Below are 20,784 nucleotides of genomic sequence, written 5' to 3'. Positions count from 1 at the left end.
GATTGGCGATGATATATTTGTAGACTGGCAAGGCAAAAGATATAGCTATAAGGTGAGTGAAAAGCGCACTGTTAAGCCTAGTGAAACCAGCATTGAGCTAGCCAGCAAGACTCCTAAGCTAACGCTGTATAGCTGTACTCGCGAAGGCCAAAACGACGGTCGCGAAGTAATTGTTGCGACTCCTCAGGGCTAAAAGGTATAATACATATACTAATGCTAATTGATACCCACGCCCACATCCATTTTGACGACTTTAGCGGTGACCTCGCCGATGTATTTAGTAATGCCCATGCCAGCCAGGTGGCCAGCATTATAACCGTCGGCACTACGCCGCAAGACTCACTTAAGGCTCTAGAGTTTGTGATGAGCCCACAAACCATCGCCATGGCTCAAGGCATTAAGCTCTACGCTACGGCCGGTATTCACCCCCACGAGGCTAGCCTAGGCAGCGACGGCCTAAAAGTGATTGGCAAGCTGGCTCGTGATAGTAAGTACCAGGGTTTACTAGTCGCGATAGGCGAGTGTGGGCTAGATTATTATCGCAATAACTCGCCCAAAGCCCAGCAACACGATGCACTAGAGTTTCAGCTGCAGCTAGCCCAAGAGCTCGAGCTGCCGCTGGTGTTTCATGTTCGAGACGCCTGGGAAGATTTTTTTAAGGTACTCAAAAACTACCCAAAAGTGCGCGGCGTCATTCATAGCTTCACTGGCACCACCAAAGAAGTAGAGCAAGCCTTGGGCTACGAACTCTACTTTGGCCTAAACGGTATTATGACCTTCACCAAAGACCAAGCCCAGCTTGAGGCCGCCAACATTATACCGGCCGGCCGGCTACTACTCGAGACTGATTGCCCGTATTTGAGCCCAGCTCCAATGCGCGGCAAGCGTAATGAGCCGAGCTTTGTAAAATACACTGGTGAGTTTTTGGCTGAGTTGCGGGGCGAGCAGTATTCTGAGCTCATTAGCTCAACTGCCACTAACGCGAAAGGGCTTTTTAAGCTAAAATAGTTTTATGAATAACGAACCAACCCCAAGAGGACCGGACCCAGATAATCCAGAACGAGCCGAAATTGCCGAACGGATTGAGCAGGCTGATCGTTTCAAAGGCTTGATTGAAAAACTAGGCAATGCTAGAAAGTATTTTTTGGAAGAACGCGCCAAAGGTATGGATATTCCTAAGGAGCAATCAAATGAGGCATTCAAAAACTTTGAATCTGACCAGATTGAGATTATTTTATCTAAAATACTAAATTCCTCTAGCCCCTGGAGCAAGGCAAGCGAGAGCAATACTGGTGCTGAGGGTTCTGATGCAACTAGGGATACATTAATAGATACCGATCAAAGCACAGTTTTGCGTGGAGAAAACACGGCGCGTAGTGAGGATCCACTGCTAGACCATTCGCCACAAGTAGAATCCACCATGATCTATAAAATTAATCCGACGGGGCGTATTGAGCGCGATGTTTCGACGGCCACCGAGGAGATAACTGATCATGCCACGCCACATCCTGTTCACGGGGTTGTGAACCTGCCCACGGGAGAGCCCATTAGCCAACCCGAATATGCTAGCCTTGAGACGATTGAGCTCGATAGCAAGCAGGCCGAACAGTTCGTGGACTTGTTCGAGAAGGCCATAGATGGAATGATCGAGGTATACAAGGGGCCTTACTGGAATATTTCAAAAAATACTCATCGCGATGGCGAATTTGTCATAGATTAGACCATCTTATTCCAGAACCCCCAAAGGTTGCCGATTGTGCTTTCTGCTATAATTATATTAGCAATGAAAAAGTTTTTAGGATGGACATTAGCAATAATTTCAGTAGCCCTAGCGATTGGTTTCGCATTACTAGTGGGGGTCGGTTTTTATTTGAGCCCACAGGACAATTTAGAAAAATCTGATGCGATCGTGGTTGTTAGTGGCGGCCAGACTAATAGCCGTGCCCAAAAAGGCATTGAGCTTTACAAGCAGGGCTATGCACCCTATATTATTTTTTCTGGCGCCGCTCTGGACGACGGCCCCAGTAATGCTTTTGCGATGCGCGACCAGGCCCTAGCAGAGGGGGTTCCTGCCAACAATATCTACATCGATGAGAAAAGCCAAAACACCTACCAAAACGCAATTAACACTAAAAGTATAGCCGAGGAGGCAGGTGCAAAAAAACTGATCCTTGTCACTAGTCCGTATCACCAGCGTCGGGCAAACCAAACATTTGAGTCTGTGCTTGGTAAAGACTACCAGCTGCTGGGCGTATCTGCTTTCGATGATCGCTGGAGCAAATCACAATGGTGGCGCCGTGGGTTCCCATTATTTATTTCGGTTAGTGAAAGCTGGAAGCTGATATATATCGGCGCAACCGGCAACTACAAGTAGAGTTCACTTGCTATTTCGTTAGCCACTGCAGCTGAAGTATCGCTAGAGGCATGGCTGTATAATCCATTGTTCTTATGCTACAATTTAAGCAATTAAATAAATAATAATTCAAAGGAGCAAATGATGCCCAAAGACGAAAATAGCAAATCAGCCATGCGCCACAGTCAAGCCGACCACAGTATTGAATTACCCAAGAAAGACAAATCAAAAAAAGTTTGGATTATTATTAGTATAGTATTGGCCCTAGCCCTAATCGGTATCGGCATCTACGGCTACATTAAAATGAAAGATTACAACAAGCAAATAAATGACCTCAAAGCCCAAGTTGTGACACTTCAAGATGGTAAAAAAGCCCTTGAAGATGCTGCTAGCGCTGCCGCTGCTGCAGCCGCTAAGGTAGTTGTCAAAGCATCTACCAGCAGTTACCTAGAGGTTAAGGAGCTTGGATACAAATTGCCGCTAAGCGACGATATTAAAGACTTACAATATTTCGTAAATGGCAGCACGACTTTCTTCTCGACCGGATCACTGCAGAGTAAGGCATGGGGAGCCGATAGTAGCGACCCCGGCAAGTATTGTAGCCTCGGTACATTACCACTCGGTGCAGTTAGTAAATTCGCTAATGCCACCGATGCTGGCCCTACTCAGCAAAAAGCCTTGAGCGGATTTGTGCTAGGCTATGCACCCCCACAGGCCAATTGCTCCACTAACCAAGCCACAATCGATTTGCAAACAGCCCAAAAGGCCTCTTTTGTGAAGGCTTTCGACAAAGCTGAAAAAATATAGCCAAGTAGCTTAGTATCTCGCCCATAACCTGAAAACTTGCTATAATTGTAGCTATGAATACCTCAGAAATTAGATCAAAATTCTTAGAATTTTTTGCTCAAAAAGACCATGCCATAATTCCTAGTGCCCCAGTGGTGCCAGAACACGACCCTTCGGTGCTTTTTACAACCGCCGGAATGCACCCTTTGGTACCTTATTTACTTGGCCAGCCTCACCCTCAAGGTAAGAAGCTAGCAAATGCCCAAAAAGTGGTAAGAACAACAGATATAGAGGAGGTCGGCGATTACAGCCACCTTACATTTTTTGAGATGCTTGGTAACTGGAGCCTTGGCGACTATTTCAAGAAAGAATCTATAGCCTGGAGTTGGGAATTTTTGACAGACCCAAAATGGCTTGGTATAGACCCAACTAAGCTATATACAACTGTCTACCAGGGAGATGGTGTTGTACCCAAAGACGAAGAGTCTATCGCACTCTGGCAAGAGCAATTTGCCAAAGCTGGAATTGTTGCTGAAGAAGGCACGCGGATACTAGCCCTTGGCAAGGCCGACAACTGGTGGGAGCAAGGCGGCGTTGCTACAGGCCCGGCTGGCCCTGACACTGAAATATTTTATTATCTGGGGAAAGAAGAAGATCCAGTTTTTGATACAGAAAGCACTGATTTTGTCGAGATCTGGAACAATGTATTTATGTCTTATCAGCGCCAGCCAGACGGAACCTATACTGAGCTAGAGGTAAAAAATGTAGATACGGGTATGGGCTTAGAGCGCACCAGCGCAGTCTTGCAGGGTCTAAATAATGTCTATGACACAGATATGCTCTCACAAATAAAATCATCGGTTGAAGAATATGCTAACGAAACGCATCAAGAAGTATTTGCTGAAACCACTCCAGAATCATCCCTAAGATCGGTACGAATAATAACAGACCACACAAGAAGTATTGTTTTTATGGCTGCTGACGGGGTGGTGCCAAACAACAAAGATCAGGGCTATGTGATGCGACGACTTGCCCGTAGAGCTATTCGCGAAGCCTTGATAGTGGGAATTCATCAAGATCTGTTCGGTAGAATTGCACCTAAAGTGATATCGCTTTACAAAGACTCTTACCCCGAGCTACAAAACCCTACTCTAATAATGGGTGTTTTAAAAAGAGAAGAAAATTCATTTAGGCAAACCCTTACAAAAGGCTTAAGAGAATTTGAAAAAATGCTAGCAAACAAAAAATACCTTTCGGGCAGTGATGCATTTGTGCTCTATGACACCTATGGGTTTCCTAAGGAACTAAGTCTTGAAGAAGCCTTGCGTTCAAATCTTGCAATTGGCCAAAATTTTGAAGACGAGTTTGCAGTTGAAATGCAAAAACAAAAAGATCGTAGCCGCACAGCAACAGCTGGCCAGTTCAAGGGTGGCCTAGAAGATGACAGCGAGGTAGTCACGCGCTACCACACCGCCACGCACTTGATGTATAAAGCCCTCAGAAATGTCTTGGGTGAGCATGTTATGCAACGAGGTAGTAACATTACTGCAGAGCGAATGCGCTTTGATTTTAGCCATGATGAAAAAATGACTCCCGAGCAAATATCAAAAGTCGAAAAAATGGTAAATGATATTATTTCTCAAGATCTGCCACTTAACTGTAAAGAAGTAACTAAAGACCAAGCCGTTAAAGAGGGGGCCCTTGGTGCTTTTGGCGAAAAATACCCAGATACAGTCAAGGTCTATACAGTAGGCGACCCAGAAGCTGATTACTATTCAAAAGAAATATGTGGTGGGCCACATGTTGATCATACTGGCGAAATAGGCAAATTTAAAATAGTAAAGGAAGAATCTAGCTCAGCTGGAGTGCGCCGAATAAAGGCTATATTAGAGTAATAGCTAGGGCAGAAGTAGGGCGTCTCTAACGCGTGTTAGGGTGAGACGATTGGCACTGCTTTGTGACAGACCACTCACGGTGGTGACAGCACTTTTAAAGCCAGCCTTAAGAGCTATGTCTATTGTTGCCTGGCTGTATCTGCCGTAAGGGTAGGCGAAGGTAGTTATTTTTACCCCAAGTTCTTTTTCAATAATAGTTTTGCTATCCACTATTTCTCTAGTTTGATCAGCAGGCGAAAGGCCGGCTAGATCTGCGTGATTTATGGTGTGAGCACCAATTTCAATAAGGCCAGATTTTGTCATCTCACGAATTTGAGTCCAGTTTAGGTAGCTATCACCGCAATTTTGCGGGCGGCGCATTGCGCCTATGCACCAGCCGCTTTTCTCGCCACCAACCACAATGTAGGATGTAGCTTTCATGTTTCTTTGTAGCAATAGAGAGAAGGCTGCAGACTGATCGCTAAAGCCATCGTCGAAGGTTATTACCACAGGCTTGGCTGGCAGCTGGCCAAGGCCATCAAAATAGTTTTCTAGTTGAGCCATAGAAATGGTGGTGTAGCCCTTGGCCAATAGAGCGTCTAGCTGAGCAGCAAAATTGCCAGGTGTTTTATGATAGAGCAATATTGGTAGCTGAATGGTTTTGTTGACTGCTTTTGGCGCCTCTTGCTTATAGGCTTTTAAGGCTTTTATTCTGTCAATCTCAGCTTGAGCAATTTTAGCATTCAACTTGGCGAGATCATCACTGAGTTTTTCAGAATATATATCAATCTCAAAAAAAGCCAACGAGTAGTTCTGCCAATCTAAGGCAGCTATGATCTTATCTAATTTATCAGGATGCGCAAAATTATCTGGTAGCTCACCAGCTTTTATTTGGTAGTTATGTAATTCTAGTTTCAGTGAAGCTGCCTCTTGTTTAGCCAGAACCCCCAGGACAGACGGGGGAGGCTGTGTATTAATTTGAACTGGGTAGGCTATAGAAGCTATATACCCAGCTAATAAAATAAATGCTACAACTGCTACTGACATTAGAATTGAAATCTTATTTTTGTTGCTATTGAATTCCATATTTTCAATTATAAATCAAACCGACATAGTTCGGCTCAGTCGCTGAAGGATATTTTCGCCAAGTCCCTTAGAGCCAACAATATCTAATCCCAAATTTGCCAGTCCCATAGGGGTGATGTCTTGCGGGCTGTCTAGCTTGCCAGTTAGGTCAATTACTCTATTAACTTGCTTAGGGGTAACAAAGTCTACAGATGGCTTTCGAGCAAAAGCAGATGACTTATGCCAGTCGCCAGTAGTTAGGGCTTTCTTAATTTCAGGCAGAGCACTACCTCCGCCGCATAGCAGGATTCTAGGTGGTAGGTGATCGAGTTGGTCAAATTCGGCCAAGCCAATTTCAATACCTGATAGCCAAACTCCAATGTCTGGCTTTAGAGCTTCATTGACAGACTTCTCTAGCTTAGAATCTAGCTTGCCGGCCGAATATTTGAGTTTTATTTCCTCTGCCTCGTCAAAGCTCAGTCCCAGGCTACTGGCAATTCTTTTTGTAAAGCTTCGTCCGCCAATTGCAAACATTTGGGTGCCCTGGACACCGCCATTATTTACCACTGCGATATCACTTGTGCCGCCGCCTATATCTATAAATATTGCGGAGAACTCTGTGCTGTCATTGGCACCAATGCTTTTGGCTACGGCAAATGGCTCGGCAGCAATATTGATGCAATTGAGGTCAAGATCTGATGCCACCGTTTGCAGGGCCCCTAGATGCACCATTGGCGCAAAGGCATTAAATACCTGGATAGTAACATCTTTACCCTGGAATCCTATTGGGTTCGTAACTCTATAGCCGTCTATCTTCACATCTACAACTGCCGCGTTAACGAGCTTTACCTCCATATCATCGCTTCCTGTCTCCCAGCGAAGTTGGTTTCGCACATTATCAAGTGCTTGCTTCTGGATTCGGCTTATTATGTCCTGAAGCTCAGCGGCGTCTATTCTGACATCTGGTTTTGCCCTACGATAGCTAACGCTGGTCGTGCCACCCTTAACTAGTTCGCCTGCTATCCCCAGAATAGCATCTTTGGCGACTACGCCGGCCTGCTCTTCGGCTTTTCGCAGGGCCGCGTCGCAATTATCTACCACTCCAGCTATGTCCGTTACTGCACCATTGGCCATATCGGTTAGTTTTTGTCGCTTTTTGCCAACACCAATTATTTCTACACACTGCTCGCTCTTACCAGTCTTGCTGTCAGGTCTATCTACCACTTGTCCTATTAGAGCCTTTACATACTCAGTGCCGATATCTAACGATACAATGTACTGATCGCCATGGCTCTTTTTTATTTTAGGCAGTTTAAATTTCATAGTTACTATTGTAACGCTTATCTAGGTATTAACGCTATACTACAGACATAATTTGTTTACTATGCTAGGATAGTGTACTAGTTCCTACCAGTAGAAAGAGTCATCATGACAATTGCCATAGCTGTCAAAAGCACCATTAGTGCACTTAACACTAAGTCAAGGTCAATATTTAGGTTGTTAGCTTTCCCGTTCGTAGCCGTGCTGTACCCCATAAGAAACAATTGGTTTGGTAAAAATTTTGCCAATATAATCAGCACTTTACGGCTGCCACTTTCGTTAATAGTAGTTTTTTGTTGGATCTATCCTTCCTACAAAAATAGGAATTTGCTAGATCTCTACATGGGCCTAGCTTTCATGTCAGTCGTGCTTTTAAGCGATGGCCTAGATGGGGCAATCGCTCGTGGATTAGGTACGGTTAGCAGGTTTGGCAAAGCAATGGATCCTGTGGCCGACAAGGTCCTGTATCTGTCTATGATGGCAGCACTTGTAGCTGGGGCTTGGGCTATCATCCCAATTCAGGTTATAGCCACAATGCTTATTTTTATGATTCCAGCCGTCTACTATGAGCTGCGACTAATAATTATAGCCATCAGTACCGATAAGTACTGTCGAGAAAAACAAGTAGTAGAGCCATCTGGGGCAAATATGTGGGGCAAGGCAAAGTTCGCCCTCCAATCATCAGCCGGCTTTGTCGGCTTCGGATTCCCATTTGTGGTAGCAGGCTTTTCCATGGCAATGTGCCTTTTAGTATTATCTCTACCCCTAGCGCATATGAGCCTCAGGGGCCATCAGCTAGAACTAGAAGCAATCCAAGCCAAATAATTTAATCACCCTTTCGGGGAGCTATCCGCTTCTGTAACGAAGGGGTGTTTAGCTGTCTATTGGCCCGATTTTGACCTAAATTATAGATTAAAGTCGAACGCTAGATACCCAAGCTAAACTTCTTGAGGTATAATATCAGGTATGAGTAACTCTAATGTTAAAAACCCCAACCCAGGTGTGTTGTATTTAGACGCGGATACAGAAATTACAGAAGCCATAGAACAGCTCAAAGAGGCTAAAGACCAGGAAGTCAGGCTAGTAGTGCCATCTCGTTCTGCGTTGCTGCAAAGTTCAGTAAATGTTAAGCTTCTCAAAAAGGCGGCTCAGGATTCTAAGAAAGATCTGGTGCTAGTCACAAATGACAAGATAACTAAGAATTTAGCAGGATCAGCTGGCTTGGCAGTCGCCTCTTCGGTAAAGGCTTCTGCTCAAGTGCCAGATATAAATGGCATAGCCCCGAAAGATAAAGATATAGAAATTATAGAGCCCTCCCAAGAAGCCCAGCCTAAAGAGTCAAAATCAACTAGCTCATCAGGTTTTGAGGCCAAGCATATTAGCTTGAGTGATGACGAGGGGGAGGTCGATGAGCTAAGTAGGGCCACTAAGCCTGATAGCCTGAAAGGCAGCAAAGGCAAGAAAGTCCCTGATTATGGCAAACTCAATAAGAGAATCTGGCTCGCTGCCATAACGGGGGTTACGGCCATTGTGTTTATACTATTATATGTGTTTGTACCGACCGGTAAAGTAACTATTCTAGCAAAGGCCAAAAAAGCCAGCCTAGATTTTAATTTTATACTCGACGCAGCCTCCAGCTCTTCTGACCCATCGACTCAAACCTTAGCCGCAAAAAAATTAGAGGTTAATAAGGACCTCAGCTTTGAGATTATAGCAACAGGTAAAAAAGAAGTAGGCAACAAGGCCACAGGTACTTTGGCAGTTAAAAATTGTGATGATGTTAGCACTCATAGCTTGCCCGCGGGGAGTGTTGTTTCTGGTGGCGGCAAGAACTTTACAACTCTTCAGACCGCAACAATACCAGCTGGCGTTGCTGGCGGGGGAGTTGTGGCTTGCTCAGATAGCATCGATGTTCAGATCACTGCATCTGCTCCAGGAGAGCCATATAATGTTGGCCCGACCAACTTCTCTATTGCAGGCTATTCGAGCCTCTACAAGTCTTCGGGTCAGACCAGCGGTGGATCCACCAAGACCGTCACTATTTTGTCGGCCGAAGATATTTCCGGGGCCAGGAAGAAAGCTGAACAGGAGTCAACCTCTGCAAAAGATGATTTGTCCAAAAAAGCAGGTAGCGATATGAAATTGTTCACTGAAACTATCCAAAGCGACTTTGTAGATTTCAACACTTCAGTCCCTCAGGATTCTGAAGCCGATAAGGTCAATGTTACTACTAAGATAAAGTACACTGGCTTCGCAGCTAAAAACACCGATATTGATGCGCTATTTGACAAGCAAGTGGAGGATGAGCTCAAGGGCAATAAGCAAGTTTACCAAAATGGTGTATCGGAGGGCAAATACACTCTTATAAAACAATTTAGCACGGACAAAATTCAGCTTGGTGTTAAAACCTCGGCGTTCTATGGAGACCCAATAGACAAGGACGCCATAGCTAAGGAAGCTGCAGGTAAATCTAAAAAAGACATATCTGACATAGTTAGACAAAAAGCCGAGCAAATCACCGGCGCCGAAGTCGAGACATGGCCGAGTTTGATGCCCAATATGCCTATTTTAGCGGGCAAAATAACAGTAGATATTAAGGTTTCTACAAATTAGTATGCTTGATATCACCCAGCCCGACTACGAAGCAGTGGTGATGGCCTTTGACTATGGGGATGTGCGAGTTGGTGTCGCTCTGAAGCCTGCGGAACAGGCTTCAGCCGAAGCTTTAATTACAATACCAAATAACCCTCAAATGTGGGGCATTATTAAAGACCTGTTAAGCCAGTATAGTCCATCCCAAGTCGTGGTTGGCAGGCCTCGTAATCTAGAAGGCGAGAACACTAAGCAGACAAATAAAGCCGAACTGTTTGCTAGCAAGCTTTCTAGCAGCTACAATATAGATATCCAATTACAAGATGAAGCACTCACAACCGAACAAGCCAAGCAAAGGATCCCCAGTAGAATCTCCAGCCGAACTAGAGATATCATCGACCAATACGCCGCCTGTATTATCCTCGAGTCCTTCCTCCAAGAAAAACAAACTTAAAAAACCGATACTCATAATCGTCGGTGTGGCTATAATGCTGTCCATGATCCTGGTGGCATGGCTTGTAATAGGTATTAGTAGCCCAAAAAATAGCCGTGATGATGCAAATGTAGTTTTTAAGGTAGAGCAAGGGAGTAGCATCGATAGTATAGCCGCTAGGCTAGCTAGCGAGGGGCTTATTACTAATAAAAGCCTATTCGCTATTTATGCTAAATTTGGCCCTTCAAGGGGCAATCTTAGGCCAGGGAGTTATTTACTAAGCCCATCCATGAGCCTCGCGAGGATCGCGGACTTATTAGGGTCAGGGGCTATCTCGACCGAAAAGGTTACCTTTCAGGAAGGTTTAACTATTGAGGAAATGGCCCGAAAATGGGCTAAATCGGGTCTCGGAGACGCCCAAGCCTTTATTAAGGCCTCTAAGCCGCCTAATTCTTATACACAGGCATTCCTCGCATATCGATCCAATAAAGACAGCCTGGAGGGTTATCTCTTCCCAGCAACATACGATATCCTCCTATCATCGACTCCACAAGAGCAGATTTCATCGATGCTCGATAGCTTTGCTGCTCAAGTTATCCCCAAGCTCAGTCCAGATATTGCCAACTCTACTAAATTAAATGATTTAATCACGCTGGCTTCAATTGTCGAGAAAGAGGCAAATACTCTCGAGGATCGGAAGCTCGTTGCCAGCGTTTTTTATAATCGTCTTAAGATTGGTATGAAACTAGAGAGTGATGTAACGGTAAATTATGCCACAGGTAAAACACAAACTCTACCAGCCGACCTCAAAATAGACTCCCCTTATAATACTTATCGGGTCAGCGGTCTACCATTAGGGCCAATCTGTAACCCTGGTCTTGAAGCAATTATGGCAACTGCAAACCCTGCTGTATCCGAGTATTTGTTCTTTTTGGCAGATAAAAATGGCAAGGGAGTATTCGCTAAAACCTACCAGGAACACCAGCAAAACATCGAAAGATACCTTAACTAGGTATTTTATGCCTTTGTGTAGGCATAAAGTGCTACTTGACAGTCCCTCGTGCTATTGGTAGACTATACCCACGTAAATTCAAAGGATAAGCACTGTGTCTAATTCCTGCGTAAGCAGGGTTTGTGAGTTTATCATTTAAATTTACCTGCATCGACTTGTCAGATTTAGGGGATAATTTCGGTCGAAACCCCCGGCTCATTAATTGAGGACAGACAAGTTGCAGTCTATTTTAAGTACCATATACGATAGTAATGAATAACAGGTACAAAGGAGAAGTTTATTAGTAGAAAAGTAGTAGGATTCCCCTTACAAGTTCGTCCCGAAAATTTCGTGGGCGTTGGGCAAGACACTTTTTCTCAAACAAACATTGAAGAGGTTTCGGCCTCATCTAAAAAAGAATATTCCAGCCAAGCCAGTAATGCTGGTGCGGGCACTGCAATATTAAATCAGAAGACTAAATATGGCCGCTATGCATTTCATGCAGCAGCTTTAATAGTAATAATCGGCGTAGCTACTGCCGGCAGGATTAATTCTAGCCTGGCCATTAGCACCAAGGGTATTGGTTCGTCCAAGAACCAGACTTCTATGATCGCCACTGGGGCTGTGTTAGCCTCAGGAACACAAAGTCTTATAGCTCAAGATATCGCTCAACAGGCTCGAGAGCTAACTAATATTAGTTCATTAGCTACATCAGGCGATGATTTTTTGTCCAATAAATCCTCAGTTATAGCCTCAGGTGCGGTAAGCCGTGATGTTATAACTTATAAGGTTAAGCCTGGCGATAACCTAGATACTTTAGCATCTAAATTCAACATTACATCGGACACGATAAAGTGGGCCAATGATATCCAGGACGGCGATAATATTAAACAGGATTCTGAGCTTACCATCTTGCCTGTGAACGGTATAATGTATACTGCTCAGGAAGGTGATGATATCTCGCTACTAGCGACTAAGTACCAAAGTAGTGCCTCGTTGATAGATAGCTTTAACGCCCTCGAGGGCAAGGCTATTGGTGCAGGGGCTAAGCTCATTATCCCCGACGGCATCAAGCCTGCTGTTGTTGCCCCAACTGTTCGGGTAGGTAGCCTATCTACTGGCGTCAAGTCAGGAGCAGCTTCGGCATATAGCATGACCGCCTCTGCTGGTAATAACTACTCATATGGCTACTGCACCTGGTATGTAGCTAACCGCAGGTATGTAGCAAGCTCGCTCGGTAATGCTAACCAGTGGCCCTACAATGCTCCACGAGCCGGTATGACAGTGGGTAATAGCCCAGTAGCTGGTTCTGCCGGAGTAGCTAAATATCTGGCTAATCATGTTGTGTATATTGAGAGAGTTGAAGGCAGCACTGTGTATTACACAGAAATGAACGGCCCAGCTGGCTGGGGTAGAGTAAACTCTGGTAGCGCACCGGCTAGTAATTTCATATACATCTACTAAAAAGCGTTAGAGAATTTAAGTCGCACTGGCTATTTGCTTGAAAATATACCTAAAATATGGTATATTGCGATAATGTTTGCAGATGTAGCGAAGGTAAAAATGGAAGCTGGAAAGGGCGGCGATGGAATCGTTAGCTTTAATAGCTCGCGCGCAAACGCCAAAGGCGGCCCAGATGGCGGCGATGGCGGCGATGGCGGGAGTATTGTGGTGCGCGCCGATCATAATACCAGCACGCTTTCCAGGTACCGTTCCAGTAAGACCTGGCAAGCTGCAGAAGGGGTTAATGGGGGTAATAACAAAAAGAGAGGCAAAGCTGGCGATAACATCGAGCTAGTTGTCCCCCCGGGTACGCTGGTAATAGAAAATGAAGTTATTTTAGCCGACCTCGAAAAAGTTGGCGACGAGGCAATTATTGCCCATGGAGGAAGAGGGGGTTTTGGTAATGCCCATTTCATTAGCTCGGTGAGACGGTCCCCAAGGGTCTCCGAGCTAGGAGAATTTGGCGAGAAGAAACAACTTACATTCGAGCTCAAACTGGTAGCTGATGTCGGGCTGATAGGGCTGCCAAATGCTGGCAAATCAACACTATTGTCAGTGATATCAAATGCTAAGCCCAAGATAGCCAATTATCCATTTACTACCTTAGAGCCCAATCTAGGGGTTGTTGATATAGATAGTAGTGGATTTTTGGTGGCCGATATCCCTGGCTTGATAGACGGAGCTAGTAAGGGGAAGGGTCTGGGTGATGATTTTCTGAGGCATGTTGAGAGAACCAAGGTGCTACTGCACCTCATCGATGCTACATCTGATACAATAGGCGACGATTATAAAACTATCCAAAAAGAGCTTAAGGAATATAAAATAGATTTATCCTCAAGGCCTCAAATGGTCGTGCTCACGAAGGTAGAGAGCGTTCCTAAGCAGGATATTGGCAAAAAGCTATCAGAGTTATCTAGGGTTTCAAAAACACCCAAAAATAGCCTATACAGTATTTCCTCTGTAGCTAGCACAGGCCTAACTGCACTGCTGAGAGCAACTAAAATACTATTGGAAGATATTAAAGTAAGTAATAAGGAGGAGATGGTCGTTAACGAGATACCAGTCATCCGCCTGGACGACTCTGCAATGTGGGATATCACTAAAAAGGGCAAAAGTTTTGTGGTTACCGGGAAGGATATAGAAGGCTTCGCCAAACGAACGAATACGGACCAGTATCAATCAATCCAAAGACTCCAGCACATCCTGGGCCGCAAAGGGATTACCAGGCAACTCATTAAGCTTGGTGCCGTAGCGGGTGTCACTAAAATTATAATTGCTGGAAAAGAAATCGAGATTTAATGAAAAGTTTTAAAGTGGCAGGAATAAAAATAGACTTTGAAACTGCACCCGACCTTTTTTCGCCAAAAGGCATTGATATGGGTACCGAATTATTGATAAGTTGTATCCCTAAATTTGAGTATGCCACTGCCTTAGATTGGGGCTGTGGATGGGGTGGCATGAGCTTATGGCTCGGCAAGAACAACCCGAAGGCTAATGTCATCGGCCTAGATAGCGATATCGCCGCCGTCAAGATGGCCACTAGTAATGCCAAAACAAATAGGCTATTTAACACACATATTATAGCGAGCCACGGCTACGATGATATACCCAGTAGCCATATTTTTGACCTTATAGTATCAAACCCTCCGACGCATCGAGGCCGCGAGGTGGTGGATAGTATGATATCCGAGAGCAAGCCGCATCTTGCCGAAGGGGGTACTATATTGCTTGTCGTAGAAGCTCGTATTAAGCCCTGGGTGGCTCGCCAATTAAAAATTGAATTTGGGAATTACAGAATAGTTAAACGAAGCCCAAAACATGTAGTGGTCATGGCCCAAAAGTAAGCTATACTATAATCATGCAAGACGACAAAAGAGTAAAAAAAGCCGATCAATTCTTCCGTAAAGAGCTTGAAGATTCGGATATCCAGAAAAGTGTACACTATACATTTAAAGATGGTTTTAGGCTTGGTTTTGGTTTTTTTGTGGGCTTTATGCTCGGAACACTGGCAATCGTACTAATATCTACATTGGTTAGTATTATATTTAAAGCCTTTTAGGTATGATGTTATTTTGGCCTAAGAAACAGGCTAGCATATCTCCACCGCACTGGCACTCTAGAAGCGCTAAGGCCTGTCTGGATGAGCTTCATAGCTCTAAACAGGGTTTGGATCATTTAGATGCTAGTAAGCGGCTTAAAGATGTAGGTAAGAATAAAGTTAGACGCATAAAGCACTTTGAAACTATATCGATATTTATAAGGCAGTTCCAGGATCTACTGGTGGTACTGCTAATGCTCACTGCCGGACTTAGTTGGTATTTAAAAGATAGTCGGACCACCACAGTACTTATTGCCATCATTGCTATTAATGTTTTGATAGGCTTTACACAGGAGTATCGGGCCGATAGAGTTATGCAGAGCCTAGGGCGCTTATTGCAGCCTACCGCTAAGGTGATAAGAAGTGGGGTACCAATGCAAATAGATGCCCAGGATCTAGTACCAGGCGACATCGTGATGATGGAGGCTGGTGACAGTGTGCCGGCTGACCTTAGGCTTTTGCTGGCTGATAGTCTACTTACCAACGAATACGCTCTGACAGGTGAATCTAGCCCCAGTGCTTGCTCTATAGAGCCAATAAGTAAAGATGTCGAGCTAGCAGATAGAAATAATATGGTATATATGGGCACAACTGTGGCCTCTGGAGTCGGCCGGGGAGTCGTCGTAGCTACTGGAATGAAGACAGAGCTAGGCACGATAGCAAAACTTAGCCAGGAAGCCAAACCTGATCGATCCCCACTTCAAAAAGAGATATCAAATCTGGCTCTACGGATAACCCAAGGAACGATAATCCTGATGGCTGTTCTTATACCGATCAGCCTTGGCGCCCAATTAGGTCTGCGCGAAGCTTTTTTATTCGCTATCGGAATTGCTGCCGCCATGATACCTCAGGGCCTACCAGCCGAGGTTAATGTTGCTTTGGCACAGGCAGCTGGTAAGCTGGCCAAATCCAGAGTCTTGGTCAGAAGGCTAACTGCAGTGGAAACACTCGGCTCGACTCAAATAATATGCACGGATAAAACCGGGACTCTAACCAAGAACGAAATGACCGTGACTAATTTATTTTCACTGGGGGCTAATTATAGAATTGAGGGAACTGGCTTTATGCCCCATGGTAGGGTGCTTAATTCCGAGGGCTTTAAGCTCGATAAATCGGAGCTAATGGCCTTAAAGCCACTCATAGAGTGTGGGTTTATGTCTAGCAATGCCAGCGTACACGAGCCAGATTCCGAGCATCCTACTTGGTATAGTATTGGAGACCCCACCGAGGCTGCCTTGGTAACCTTGGCCCAAAAAGCTAAATTTATCAAGCCAGGCACAGTGCCACAAAACATTAGGGAATTCCCTTTTGACTCAGATCGGAAGATGATGAGTGTAGTCGCTAGGCACTTTGGGCAAAAGTATGTCTTTGCTAAGGGCTCTCCAGAAGCAATAGTAAGTAGCTGCTCTCATATCGTTCATGAGGGCCATGTTATTCCTATTAAAAAAGACCATCTCAAAAAGATACAGGCCTACACTGATGAAATGTCATCTCAGGCTATGCGAAATATTGCCTTGGCCTACAGGCCAATTAAAGGGGAGATACCTAAGAGTGCAGACCAATCTGAGTCAGGCCTAGTATTTTTAGGTATTGCCTCGATGATAGATCCTCCCAGAGAAGAAGTCGCTGAGGCCATGTTGGCAGCCAATAGGGCTCACATGGTGGTCACTATTGTCACTGGCGATGAAGCGCACACTGCATCAGCTATCGCTCAGCAAATTGGTTTTGCACAGGGGCAGAGACATATTTTGACTACCCACAACCAACTTGCTAGATTATCAGATAAAAAAGTCAGCAAACTAGTGATGACAGGCCGAGCAATTTTTGCGAGGGTATCCCCCTCTGATAAGCTTAGGATTGTTAATATCCTAAAAAAATACAATTACACCTTAGCAGTCACTGGAGATGGCATTAATGACGCACCAGCCCTAAAGAGGGCCGATATTGGCGTGGCTATGGGCAGGGTGGGAAGCGATGTCGCCAAGGATTCCGCTGAAATAATACTGCTAGATGATAGCTTCCATACTCTGGTCGAGGCCATTAAGCAGGGCAGAGTTATTTACCAGAACATTCAGAAATCAGCATTATCAGCACTAACCTCTAATGGTGGAGAGCTAGCAGTTGTCCTGATTAGCCTTTTCTTTACTTGGCTTTTTCATATACCCATTGCAATCTCAGCACTACAAATCCTAGCCATCGATCTCATGGCCGAGTTATTTCCCATAACGGCTCTGGGCTGGGATCCTCCGACAGGAAATGTTATGGATGGAAAGCCTAGGGATGCCAAGCAGCATATTTTAGGTATTAGAGCAATTGTAGATCTTATTTTGGGGGGTATAGTTATAGGTGCGCTAGCATATGGCTGTTTTTTAATAACCTTCGCTATAGCCGGCCAGCCAGTATCATCCGCCAATTTGGGTTTAGCCAGCAAAGCCACGACCGCGACCTATCTTTCAATTGTGCTTTGTCAGTACGGTACTGTCTTTTCTAGGCGGACAGCACCTGGCCAAACTATATTTACTAGGTATATATTTAGCAATTGGCGACTCTGGTTCGCTATAGGCCTTTCACTGCTTTGTGTATTAGTAGTAATTTATGTACCATTATTTGCCAATTACCTCGGTAACAGTCCTTTGGCGCCGATAGATTGGGTGGCACCTATATCGGCAGCTATTATATACCTCACGCTCAGGGAGCTAGCAAAATACAGGTGGCGATCTAATCAGACCCAGAGCTAGTAGATGGCTTGCCGAAAAGCTGATTTTCGTATAAAATACCACTGCTATACGGGTTATATTTCTTGAATTTGAAACAAGTAAATTCAAATCCTTAGTTGGGGCATTGGCGCAGTTGGTAGCGCGCATCCATGGCATGGATGAGGTCATCGGTTCGAACCCGATATGCTCCACCATTATAAAACCCCCTGCACAGGGGGTTTTATAATGTAGGTAATAATCGTGAGAACCGAAGGTTCGGTGCACGAGCTCGCCAGCCGATATGCCCTTGGCAATAAAATTATCCTACTCCGGTAGGATAATTTTTAATTTCGAATATATAATCTAAATATTTGCTATAATATAAGCATGACAGGAATAATCGCATTAGTACTACTTGGGCTCGGGGCATTTTTATTTTGGTTCGGCTATGAAGTTACATCGGGAAAGCATAAATCTGATCCTAATGATCATTTCTTCCCACTACTCGGAAGGAATATCGACTATGTACTGGGAATAGCAGGGATACCCATGGCACTTGGGATGTTTACATTGGCCTTTGGTCTATGGGCTGATCTCTCCAGCCTTAATTATGTAGCATCTGTATTCGTACTTTTTGGTGTAGTAAGAGCCTATTTGCCACCAGAAAAATTCGGCCCCGCATGGTATAAACGACGCTATAAGAAATCATTAAAAAACAGCAAAAAAACCCCCCAACGAAAAGCAAAAAAGATCAAGAGATAGCATTTTTATGCTAGAATACACGAACTATGAAGAAACTACCGAAAAAATTAATCGCACTTCGGCTAGCTAAAAAGGTTCGTCAGCTACTGGATTCAAAAACATTAACCGTAATTGCTGTTACTGGTAGCATCGGCAAGACGAGCGCAAAGGTGGCTATAGGGCAGCTGCTCAGCTCTGCCCACCAAGTACAGTTTAGCGAGGATAGTTATAATACGGATATCGGCTTGCCGCTTAGCTTTTTTGGCCTAAAGGCACCCACTAACTTGTGGGATCCAGTTGCCTGGCACAGGATTCTCCAAAAGATAAATTCTATTATTAAAAATTATCCTTATGACATTATTGTGCTCGAGATGGCAGATGATGAACTCGAAGATATGATGAAGCTCCTGGCCTTTATTAAGCCTAGCTATGGGGTTATCACTGGTGTGGCTAGAGTACATATGGATCGTATGGGGAGTATTGAAAAGGTAATACACGATAATTGTATGATTGCTAGCCAGGCTAAGACCGTTATATATAATGGCGAATTTGAATCTCTTGCTAAGCAGGCTTCTAAGATAAAAAATTCGGTAGGCTATGGCACTCAAAGAGATTCTATTAGGTTTGGCAATATCGTGAGATTGAAATCAGGTAATTTGCAGGCCACACTCTATTTTGGCAAGCAGAGTCACAAGATAACTACTAAAATGGTGGGTGTGCAGAGCCTCAGTAGCCTACTTGCTGCCGCCAGCGTAGCTAGCCAGCTGGGCATGGAAATAAAAGATATAGCCAAGGGACTTGCAAAGATAGAGGGAGTAAATGGCCGAATGAGGCTTATTAAAGGAGTAAATGGCTCCAGTATTATCGATGATAGCTACAATTCAAGCCCTGTTGCTGCTATCGCTGCCCTGGGAGTGCTAGGCGATATTAATGCAAAGAAGCGTATTGCTATTTTGGGGAATATGAATGAGCTTGGTGAGTATGCCCGGAAAGGGCATTATGAGGTTGGCAAGGTGGCGGCAGCCAAAGCCGATATGCTCATTGTGATAGGACGGGACGCTGAAATTAATATCGTCGAGGGAGCCAAGGCGGGCGGCATGGACTCAGACAATATTAAGATGTTCAAAACCCCTTATGAGGTAGGGCATTTTCTAAAGCGAATTTTGGCAAAAGGCGATGTGGTACTCGTAAAGGGCTCGCAAAATGGCGTTTTCCTAGAAGAAGCTGTTCGGATATTATTAGATCCAAGCCTTAACCCGAAAGATTTTGTTGTGCGGCAAAGTAAATCCTGGCAGCGAAAAAAGCGAAAAGCTTTTGGGCTGTAGTGCAAAATATCCTATCGGGGCTAGTCTTGACCGACCAAGACAGATACAATAATAAATATGCAAAAGTTAAATTATTCTAAATCAATCGTATATTTCAGAGACCAGTGGGTGCCTTTTAAAGATGCCAACCTAAGCATCGCCAGCTCACCTGTTTTATACGGTCTTAGTGTTTACACCGTCTTTAACGCAATCTGGAATAAAAATTCAAAAGAACTAAATATTTTTAGACTAAAGGATCACTACAAACGGCTATGCAATTCAGCTCGCATTATGGACTTCGAAAGCTTCGAAGATAAATATAGCTATGCTGAATTTGAAAAAATTATGATCAATCTTCTACGCAAAAACAGCGTGCAGGAAGATGCTCTGGTGAGGGTTACGATATTTATTGATGAGGAAATAGCTGGCACCAAAATAAAAGGTCTTAAAAATTCCCTAAGTGCCTATGTATACCCGATGGGTGAGATATTCCCGCGTAGCGGTATTAAAGCCTGTGTTAGTAGCTGGACGCGCTCAGCCGATAATATGATTCCATCAAGGGCCAAGGTTAATGGGCAGTATGTTAATGCCAGCTTAATGAAAAATGAAGCTTTGCAAAATGGCTACGATGAGGCAATCGCACTTGATAGTACTGGTCATGTTAGCGAAGGCACCGTTGCAAATTTATTTATAGTCCGTGATGGCAAAATTATCACACCTGATATGGCAACCGATATATTAGAGGGCATTACTCGCTCTAGTATCATGCAAATAGCCGGCATACTTGGTATTGCCTGCGAACAAAGGCCAATCGATAGGACCGAACTATACATTGCAGATGAGGCCTTTATGTGTGGCAGTTCAGCTAACATTACTCCGATTTTAAGTATTGATAAGCGCAAGCTGGGCGATGGTAAGATCGGTAAAATCACACGCCAACTAAGCCTTAGCTATGCCCAGGCTCAAAAAGGAGAAAATTCCATGCTCACAAGCTGGCTAACTCCAGCATAAATACCATGCCCCTAATA

General features: G+C 44.4%; 20 protein-coding genes and 1 tRNA gene. 19 read left to right on the top strand and 2 right to left on the bottom strand.

Annotation, left to right across the window (positions count from 1 at the left end; all coding sequences use genetic code 11):
- From NT111_02825 to NT111_02800, 6 genes are all read left to right on the top strand, one after another.
- A partial coding sequence (locus tag NT111_02825; GenBank protein ID MCX6804922.1) for a sortase occupies window positions 1-193 on the top strand: 193 nt, incomplete at its 5' end.
- Window positions 194-213: 20 nt separating this feature from the next.
- The gene (locus tag NT111_02820; protein ID MCX6804921.1) at window positions 214-1,008 is read left to right on the top strand and encodes a TatD family hydrolase; all 795 of its coding nucleotides are present in this window, start codon (window positions 214-216) and stop codon (window positions 1,006-1,008) included.
- Window positions 1,009-1,012: 4 nt separating this feature from the next.
- Window positions 1,013-1,720, top strand: coding sequence for a hypothetical protein (locus NT111_02815; GenBank protein ID MCX6804920.1), 708 nt, complete (start codon window positions 1,013-1,015; stop codon window positions 1,718-1,720).
- Between the two features lie 63 nt (window positions 1,721-1,783).
- Entirely contained in the window at window positions 1,784-2,374 is a 591-nt protein-coding gene (locus NT111_02810; GenBank protein ID MCX6804919.1) for a YdcF family protein, read from the top strand.
- A 120-nt stretch (window positions 2,375-2,494) separates the two neighbouring features.
- The gene (locus NT111_02805; protein MCX6804918.1) at window positions 2,495-3,160 is read left to right on the top strand and encodes a hypothetical protein; all 666 of its coding nucleotides are present in this window, start codon (window positions 2,495-2,497) and stop codon (window positions 3,158-3,160) included.
- A gap of 53 nt (window positions 3,161-3,213) precedes the next feature.
- On the top strand, window positions 3,214-5,034 hold the full coding sequence (locus tag NT111_02800) for an alanine--tRNA ligase (GenBank protein MCX6804917.1): 1,821 nt from the start codon (window positions 3,214-3,216) through the stop codon (window positions 5,032-5,034).
- A gap of 3 nt (window positions 5,035-5,037) precedes the next feature.
- On the opposite strand, the gene NT111_02795 is transcribed toward NT111_02800, so the two are convergent.
- Both NT111_02795 and NT111_02790 read right to left on the bottom strand, forming a co-directional pair.
- Window positions 5,038-6,099: a polysaccharide deacetylase family protein gene (locus NT111_02795; GenBank protein ID MCX6804916.1), complete on the bottom strand. Its 1,062-nt coding sequence runs from the start codon at window positions 6,097-6,099 to the stop codon at window positions 5,038-5,040.
- Window positions 6,100-6,114: 15 nt separating this feature from the next.
- A complete protein-coding gene (locus NT111_02790) occupies window positions 6,115-7,401 on the bottom strand; it encodes a rod shape-determining protein (protein ID MCX6804915.1) in 1,287 nt (428 codons plus the stop codon).
- A gap of 105 nt (window positions 7,402-7,506) precedes the next feature.
- On the opposite strand from NT111_02790, the gene NT111_02785 reads away from it, so the two are divergent.
- The 13 genes from NT111_02785 (at window position 7,507) to NT111_02725 (ending at window position 20,767) form a co-directional block, all read left to right on the top strand.
- Window positions 7,507-8,223 carry a CDP-alcohol phosphatidyltransferase family protein gene (locus NT111_02785; protein ID MCX6804914.1) on the top strand — a complete coding sequence of 239 codons (717 nt, stop codon included), beginning with the start codon at window positions 7,507-7,509 and terminating at the stop codon, window positions 8,221-8,223.
- 141 nt (window positions 8,224-8,364) lie between these two features.
- Window positions 8,365-10,011, top strand: coding sequence for a hypothetical protein (locus NT111_02780; protein MCX6804913.1), 1,647 nt, complete (start codon window positions 8,365-8,367; stop codon window positions 10,009-10,011).
- A 1-nt stretch (window position 10,012) separates the two neighbouring features.
- Window positions 10,013-10,444, top strand: a complete 432-nt coding sequence (gene ruvX, locus NT111_02775) for a Holliday junction resolvase RuvX (protein ID MCX6804912.1) — start codon at window positions 10,013-10,015, stop codon at window positions 10,442-10,444.
- The gene (gene mltG / locus NT111_02770) at window positions 10,380-11,435 is read left to right on the top strand and encodes an endolytic transglycosylase MltG (GenBank protein MCX6804911.1); all 1,056 of its coding nucleotides are present in this window, start codon (window positions 10,380-10,382) and stop codon (window positions 11,433-11,435) included. The genes ruvX and mltG overlap by 65 nt, the downstream gene beginning before the upstream one ends.
- A 330-nt stretch (window positions 11,436-11,765) precedes the next feature.
- Window positions 11,766-12,878, top strand: a complete 1,113-nt coding sequence (locus NT111_02765; protein ID MCX6804910.1) for a LysM peptidoglycan-binding domain-containing protein — start codon at window positions 11,766-11,768, stop codon at window positions 12,876-12,878.
- 72 nt (window positions 12,879-12,950) lie between these two features.
- Complete coding sequence (obgE, locus tag NT111_02760) at window positions 12,951-14,216, top strand: GTPase ObgE (protein MCX6804909.1); 1,266 nt, start codon at window positions 12,951-12,953, stop codon at window positions 14,214-14,216.
- On the top strand, window positions 14,216-14,761 hold the full coding sequence (locus NT111_02755; GenBank protein ID MCX6804908.1) for a methyltransferase: 546 nt from the start codon (window positions 14,216-14,218) through the stop codon (window positions 14,759-14,761). Before obgE ends, NT111_02755 begins: the two co-directional genes overlap by 1 nt.
- A gap of 14 nt (window positions 14,762-14,775) precedes the next feature.
- The gene (locus tag NT111_02750; protein MCX6804907.1) at window positions 14,776-14,976 is read left to right on the top strand and encodes a hypothetical protein; all 201 of its coding nucleotides are present in this window, start codon (window positions 14,776-14,778) and stop codon (window positions 14,974-14,976) included.
- 2 nt (window positions 14,977-14,978) lie between these two features.
- A complete protein-coding gene (locus NT111_02745) occupies window positions 14,979-17,753 on the top strand; it encodes a cation-transporting P-type ATPase (GenBank protein ID MCX6804906.1) in 2,775 nt (924 codons plus the stop codon).
- Window positions 17,754-17,850: 97 nt separating this feature from the next.
- Window positions 17,851-17,926 (top strand) — tRNA-Ala (locus NT111_02740).
- Between the two features lie 172 nt (window positions 17,927-18,098).
- Complete coding sequence (locus NT111_02735; GenBank protein ID MCX6804905.1) at window positions 18,099-18,473, top strand: hypothetical protein; 375 nt, start codon at window positions 18,099-18,101, stop codon at window positions 18,471-18,473.
- A gap of 26 nt (window positions 18,474-18,499) precedes the next feature.
- Window positions 18,500-19,777, top strand: a complete 1,278-nt coding sequence (locus tag NT111_02730; protein MCX6804904.1) for a Mur ligase family protein — start codon at window positions 18,500-18,502, stop codon at window positions 19,775-19,777.
- A 57-nt stretch (window positions 19,778-19,834) separates the two neighbouring features.
- Window positions 19,835-20,767, top strand: a complete 933-nt coding sequence (locus tag NT111_02725) for a branched-chain amino acid transaminase (GenBank protein MCX6804903.1) — start codon at window positions 19,835-19,837, stop codon at window positions 20,765-20,767.
- Window positions 20,768-20,784: the final 17 nt, after the last annotated feature.

It is taken from the genome of Patescibacteria group bacterium, assembly GCA_026397045.1.
Classification (GTDB): Bacteria; Patescibacteriota; Saccharimonadia; order CAILAD01; family BJGX01; genus JAPLVO01.
The sequence above is the reverse complement of the archived record's forward strand: the minus strand, read 5'-3'. Positions and strand labels throughout refer to the sequence as shown.

Excerpts from the sequence above, each read along its gene's own strand:
- NT111_02800 (MCX6804917.1), top strand. The coding sequence starts at position 3,214 with ATGAATACCTCAGAAATTAGATCAAAATTCTTAGAATTTTTTGCTCAA.
- NT111_02815 (MCX6804920.1), top strand. The coding sequence starts at position 1,013 with ATGAATAACGAACCAACCCCAAGAGGACCGGACCCAGATAATCCAGAA.
- NT111_02805 (MCX6804918.1), top strand. The coding sequence starts at position 2,495 with ATGATGCCCAAAGACGAAAATAGCAAATCAGCCATGCGCCACAGTCAA.
- obgE (MCX6804909.1), top strand. The coding sequence starts at position 12,951 with ATGTTTGCAGATGTAGCGAAGGTAAAAATGGAAGCTGGAAAGGGCGGC.
- NT111_02795 (MCX6804916.1), bottom strand. The coding sequence starts at position 6,099 with ATGGAATTCAATAGCAACAAAAATAAGATTTCAATTCTAATGTCAGTA.
- NT111_02735 (MCX6804905.1), top strand. The coding sequence starts at position 18,099 with ATGACAGGAATAATCGCATTAGTACTACTTGGGCTCGGGGCATTTTTA.
- NT111_02730 (MCX6804904.1), top strand. The coding sequence starts at position 18,500 with ATGAAGAAACTACCGAAAAAATTAATCGCACTTCGGCTAGCTAAAAAG.
- NT111_02745 (MCX6804906.1), top strand. The coding sequence starts at position 14,979 with ATGATGTTATTTTGGCCTAAGAAACAGGCTAGCATATCTCCACCGCAC.
- NT111_02820 (MCX6804921.1), top strand. The coding sequence starts at position 214 with ATGCTAATTGATACCCACGCCCACATCCATTTTGACGACTTTAGCGGT.
- NT111_02810 (MCX6804919.1), top strand. The coding sequence starts at position 1,784 with ATGAAAAAGTTTTTAGGATGGACATTAGCAATAATTTCAGTAGCCCTA.
- NT111_02755 (MCX6804908.1), top strand. The coding sequence starts at position 14,216 with ATGAAAAGTTTTAAAGTGGCAGGAATAAAAATAGACTTTGAAACTGCA.
- NT111_02780 (MCX6804913.1), top strand. The coding sequence starts at position 8,365 with ATGAGTAACTCTAATGTTAAAAACCCCAACCCAGGTGTGTTGTATTTA.
- NT111_02725 (MCX6804903.1), top strand. The coding sequence starts at position 19,835 with ATGCAAAAGTTAAATTATTCTAAATCAATCGTATATTTCAGAGACCAG.
- ruvX (MCX6804912.1), top strand. The coding sequence starts at position 10,013 with ATGCTTGATATCACCCAGCCCGACTACGAAGCAGTGGTGATGGCCTTT.
- NT111_02790 (MCX6804915.1), bottom strand. The coding sequence starts at position 7,401 with ATGAAATTTAAACTGCCTAAAATAAAAAAGAGCCATGGCGATCAGTAC.
- NT111_02785 (MCX6804914.1), top strand. The coding sequence starts at position 7,507 with ATGACAATTGCCATAGCTGTCAAAAGCACCATTAGTGCACTTAACACT.
- NT111_02750 (MCX6804907.1), top strand. The coding sequence starts at position 14,776 with ATGCAAGACGACAAAAGAGTAAAAAAAGCCGATCAATTCTTCCGTAAA.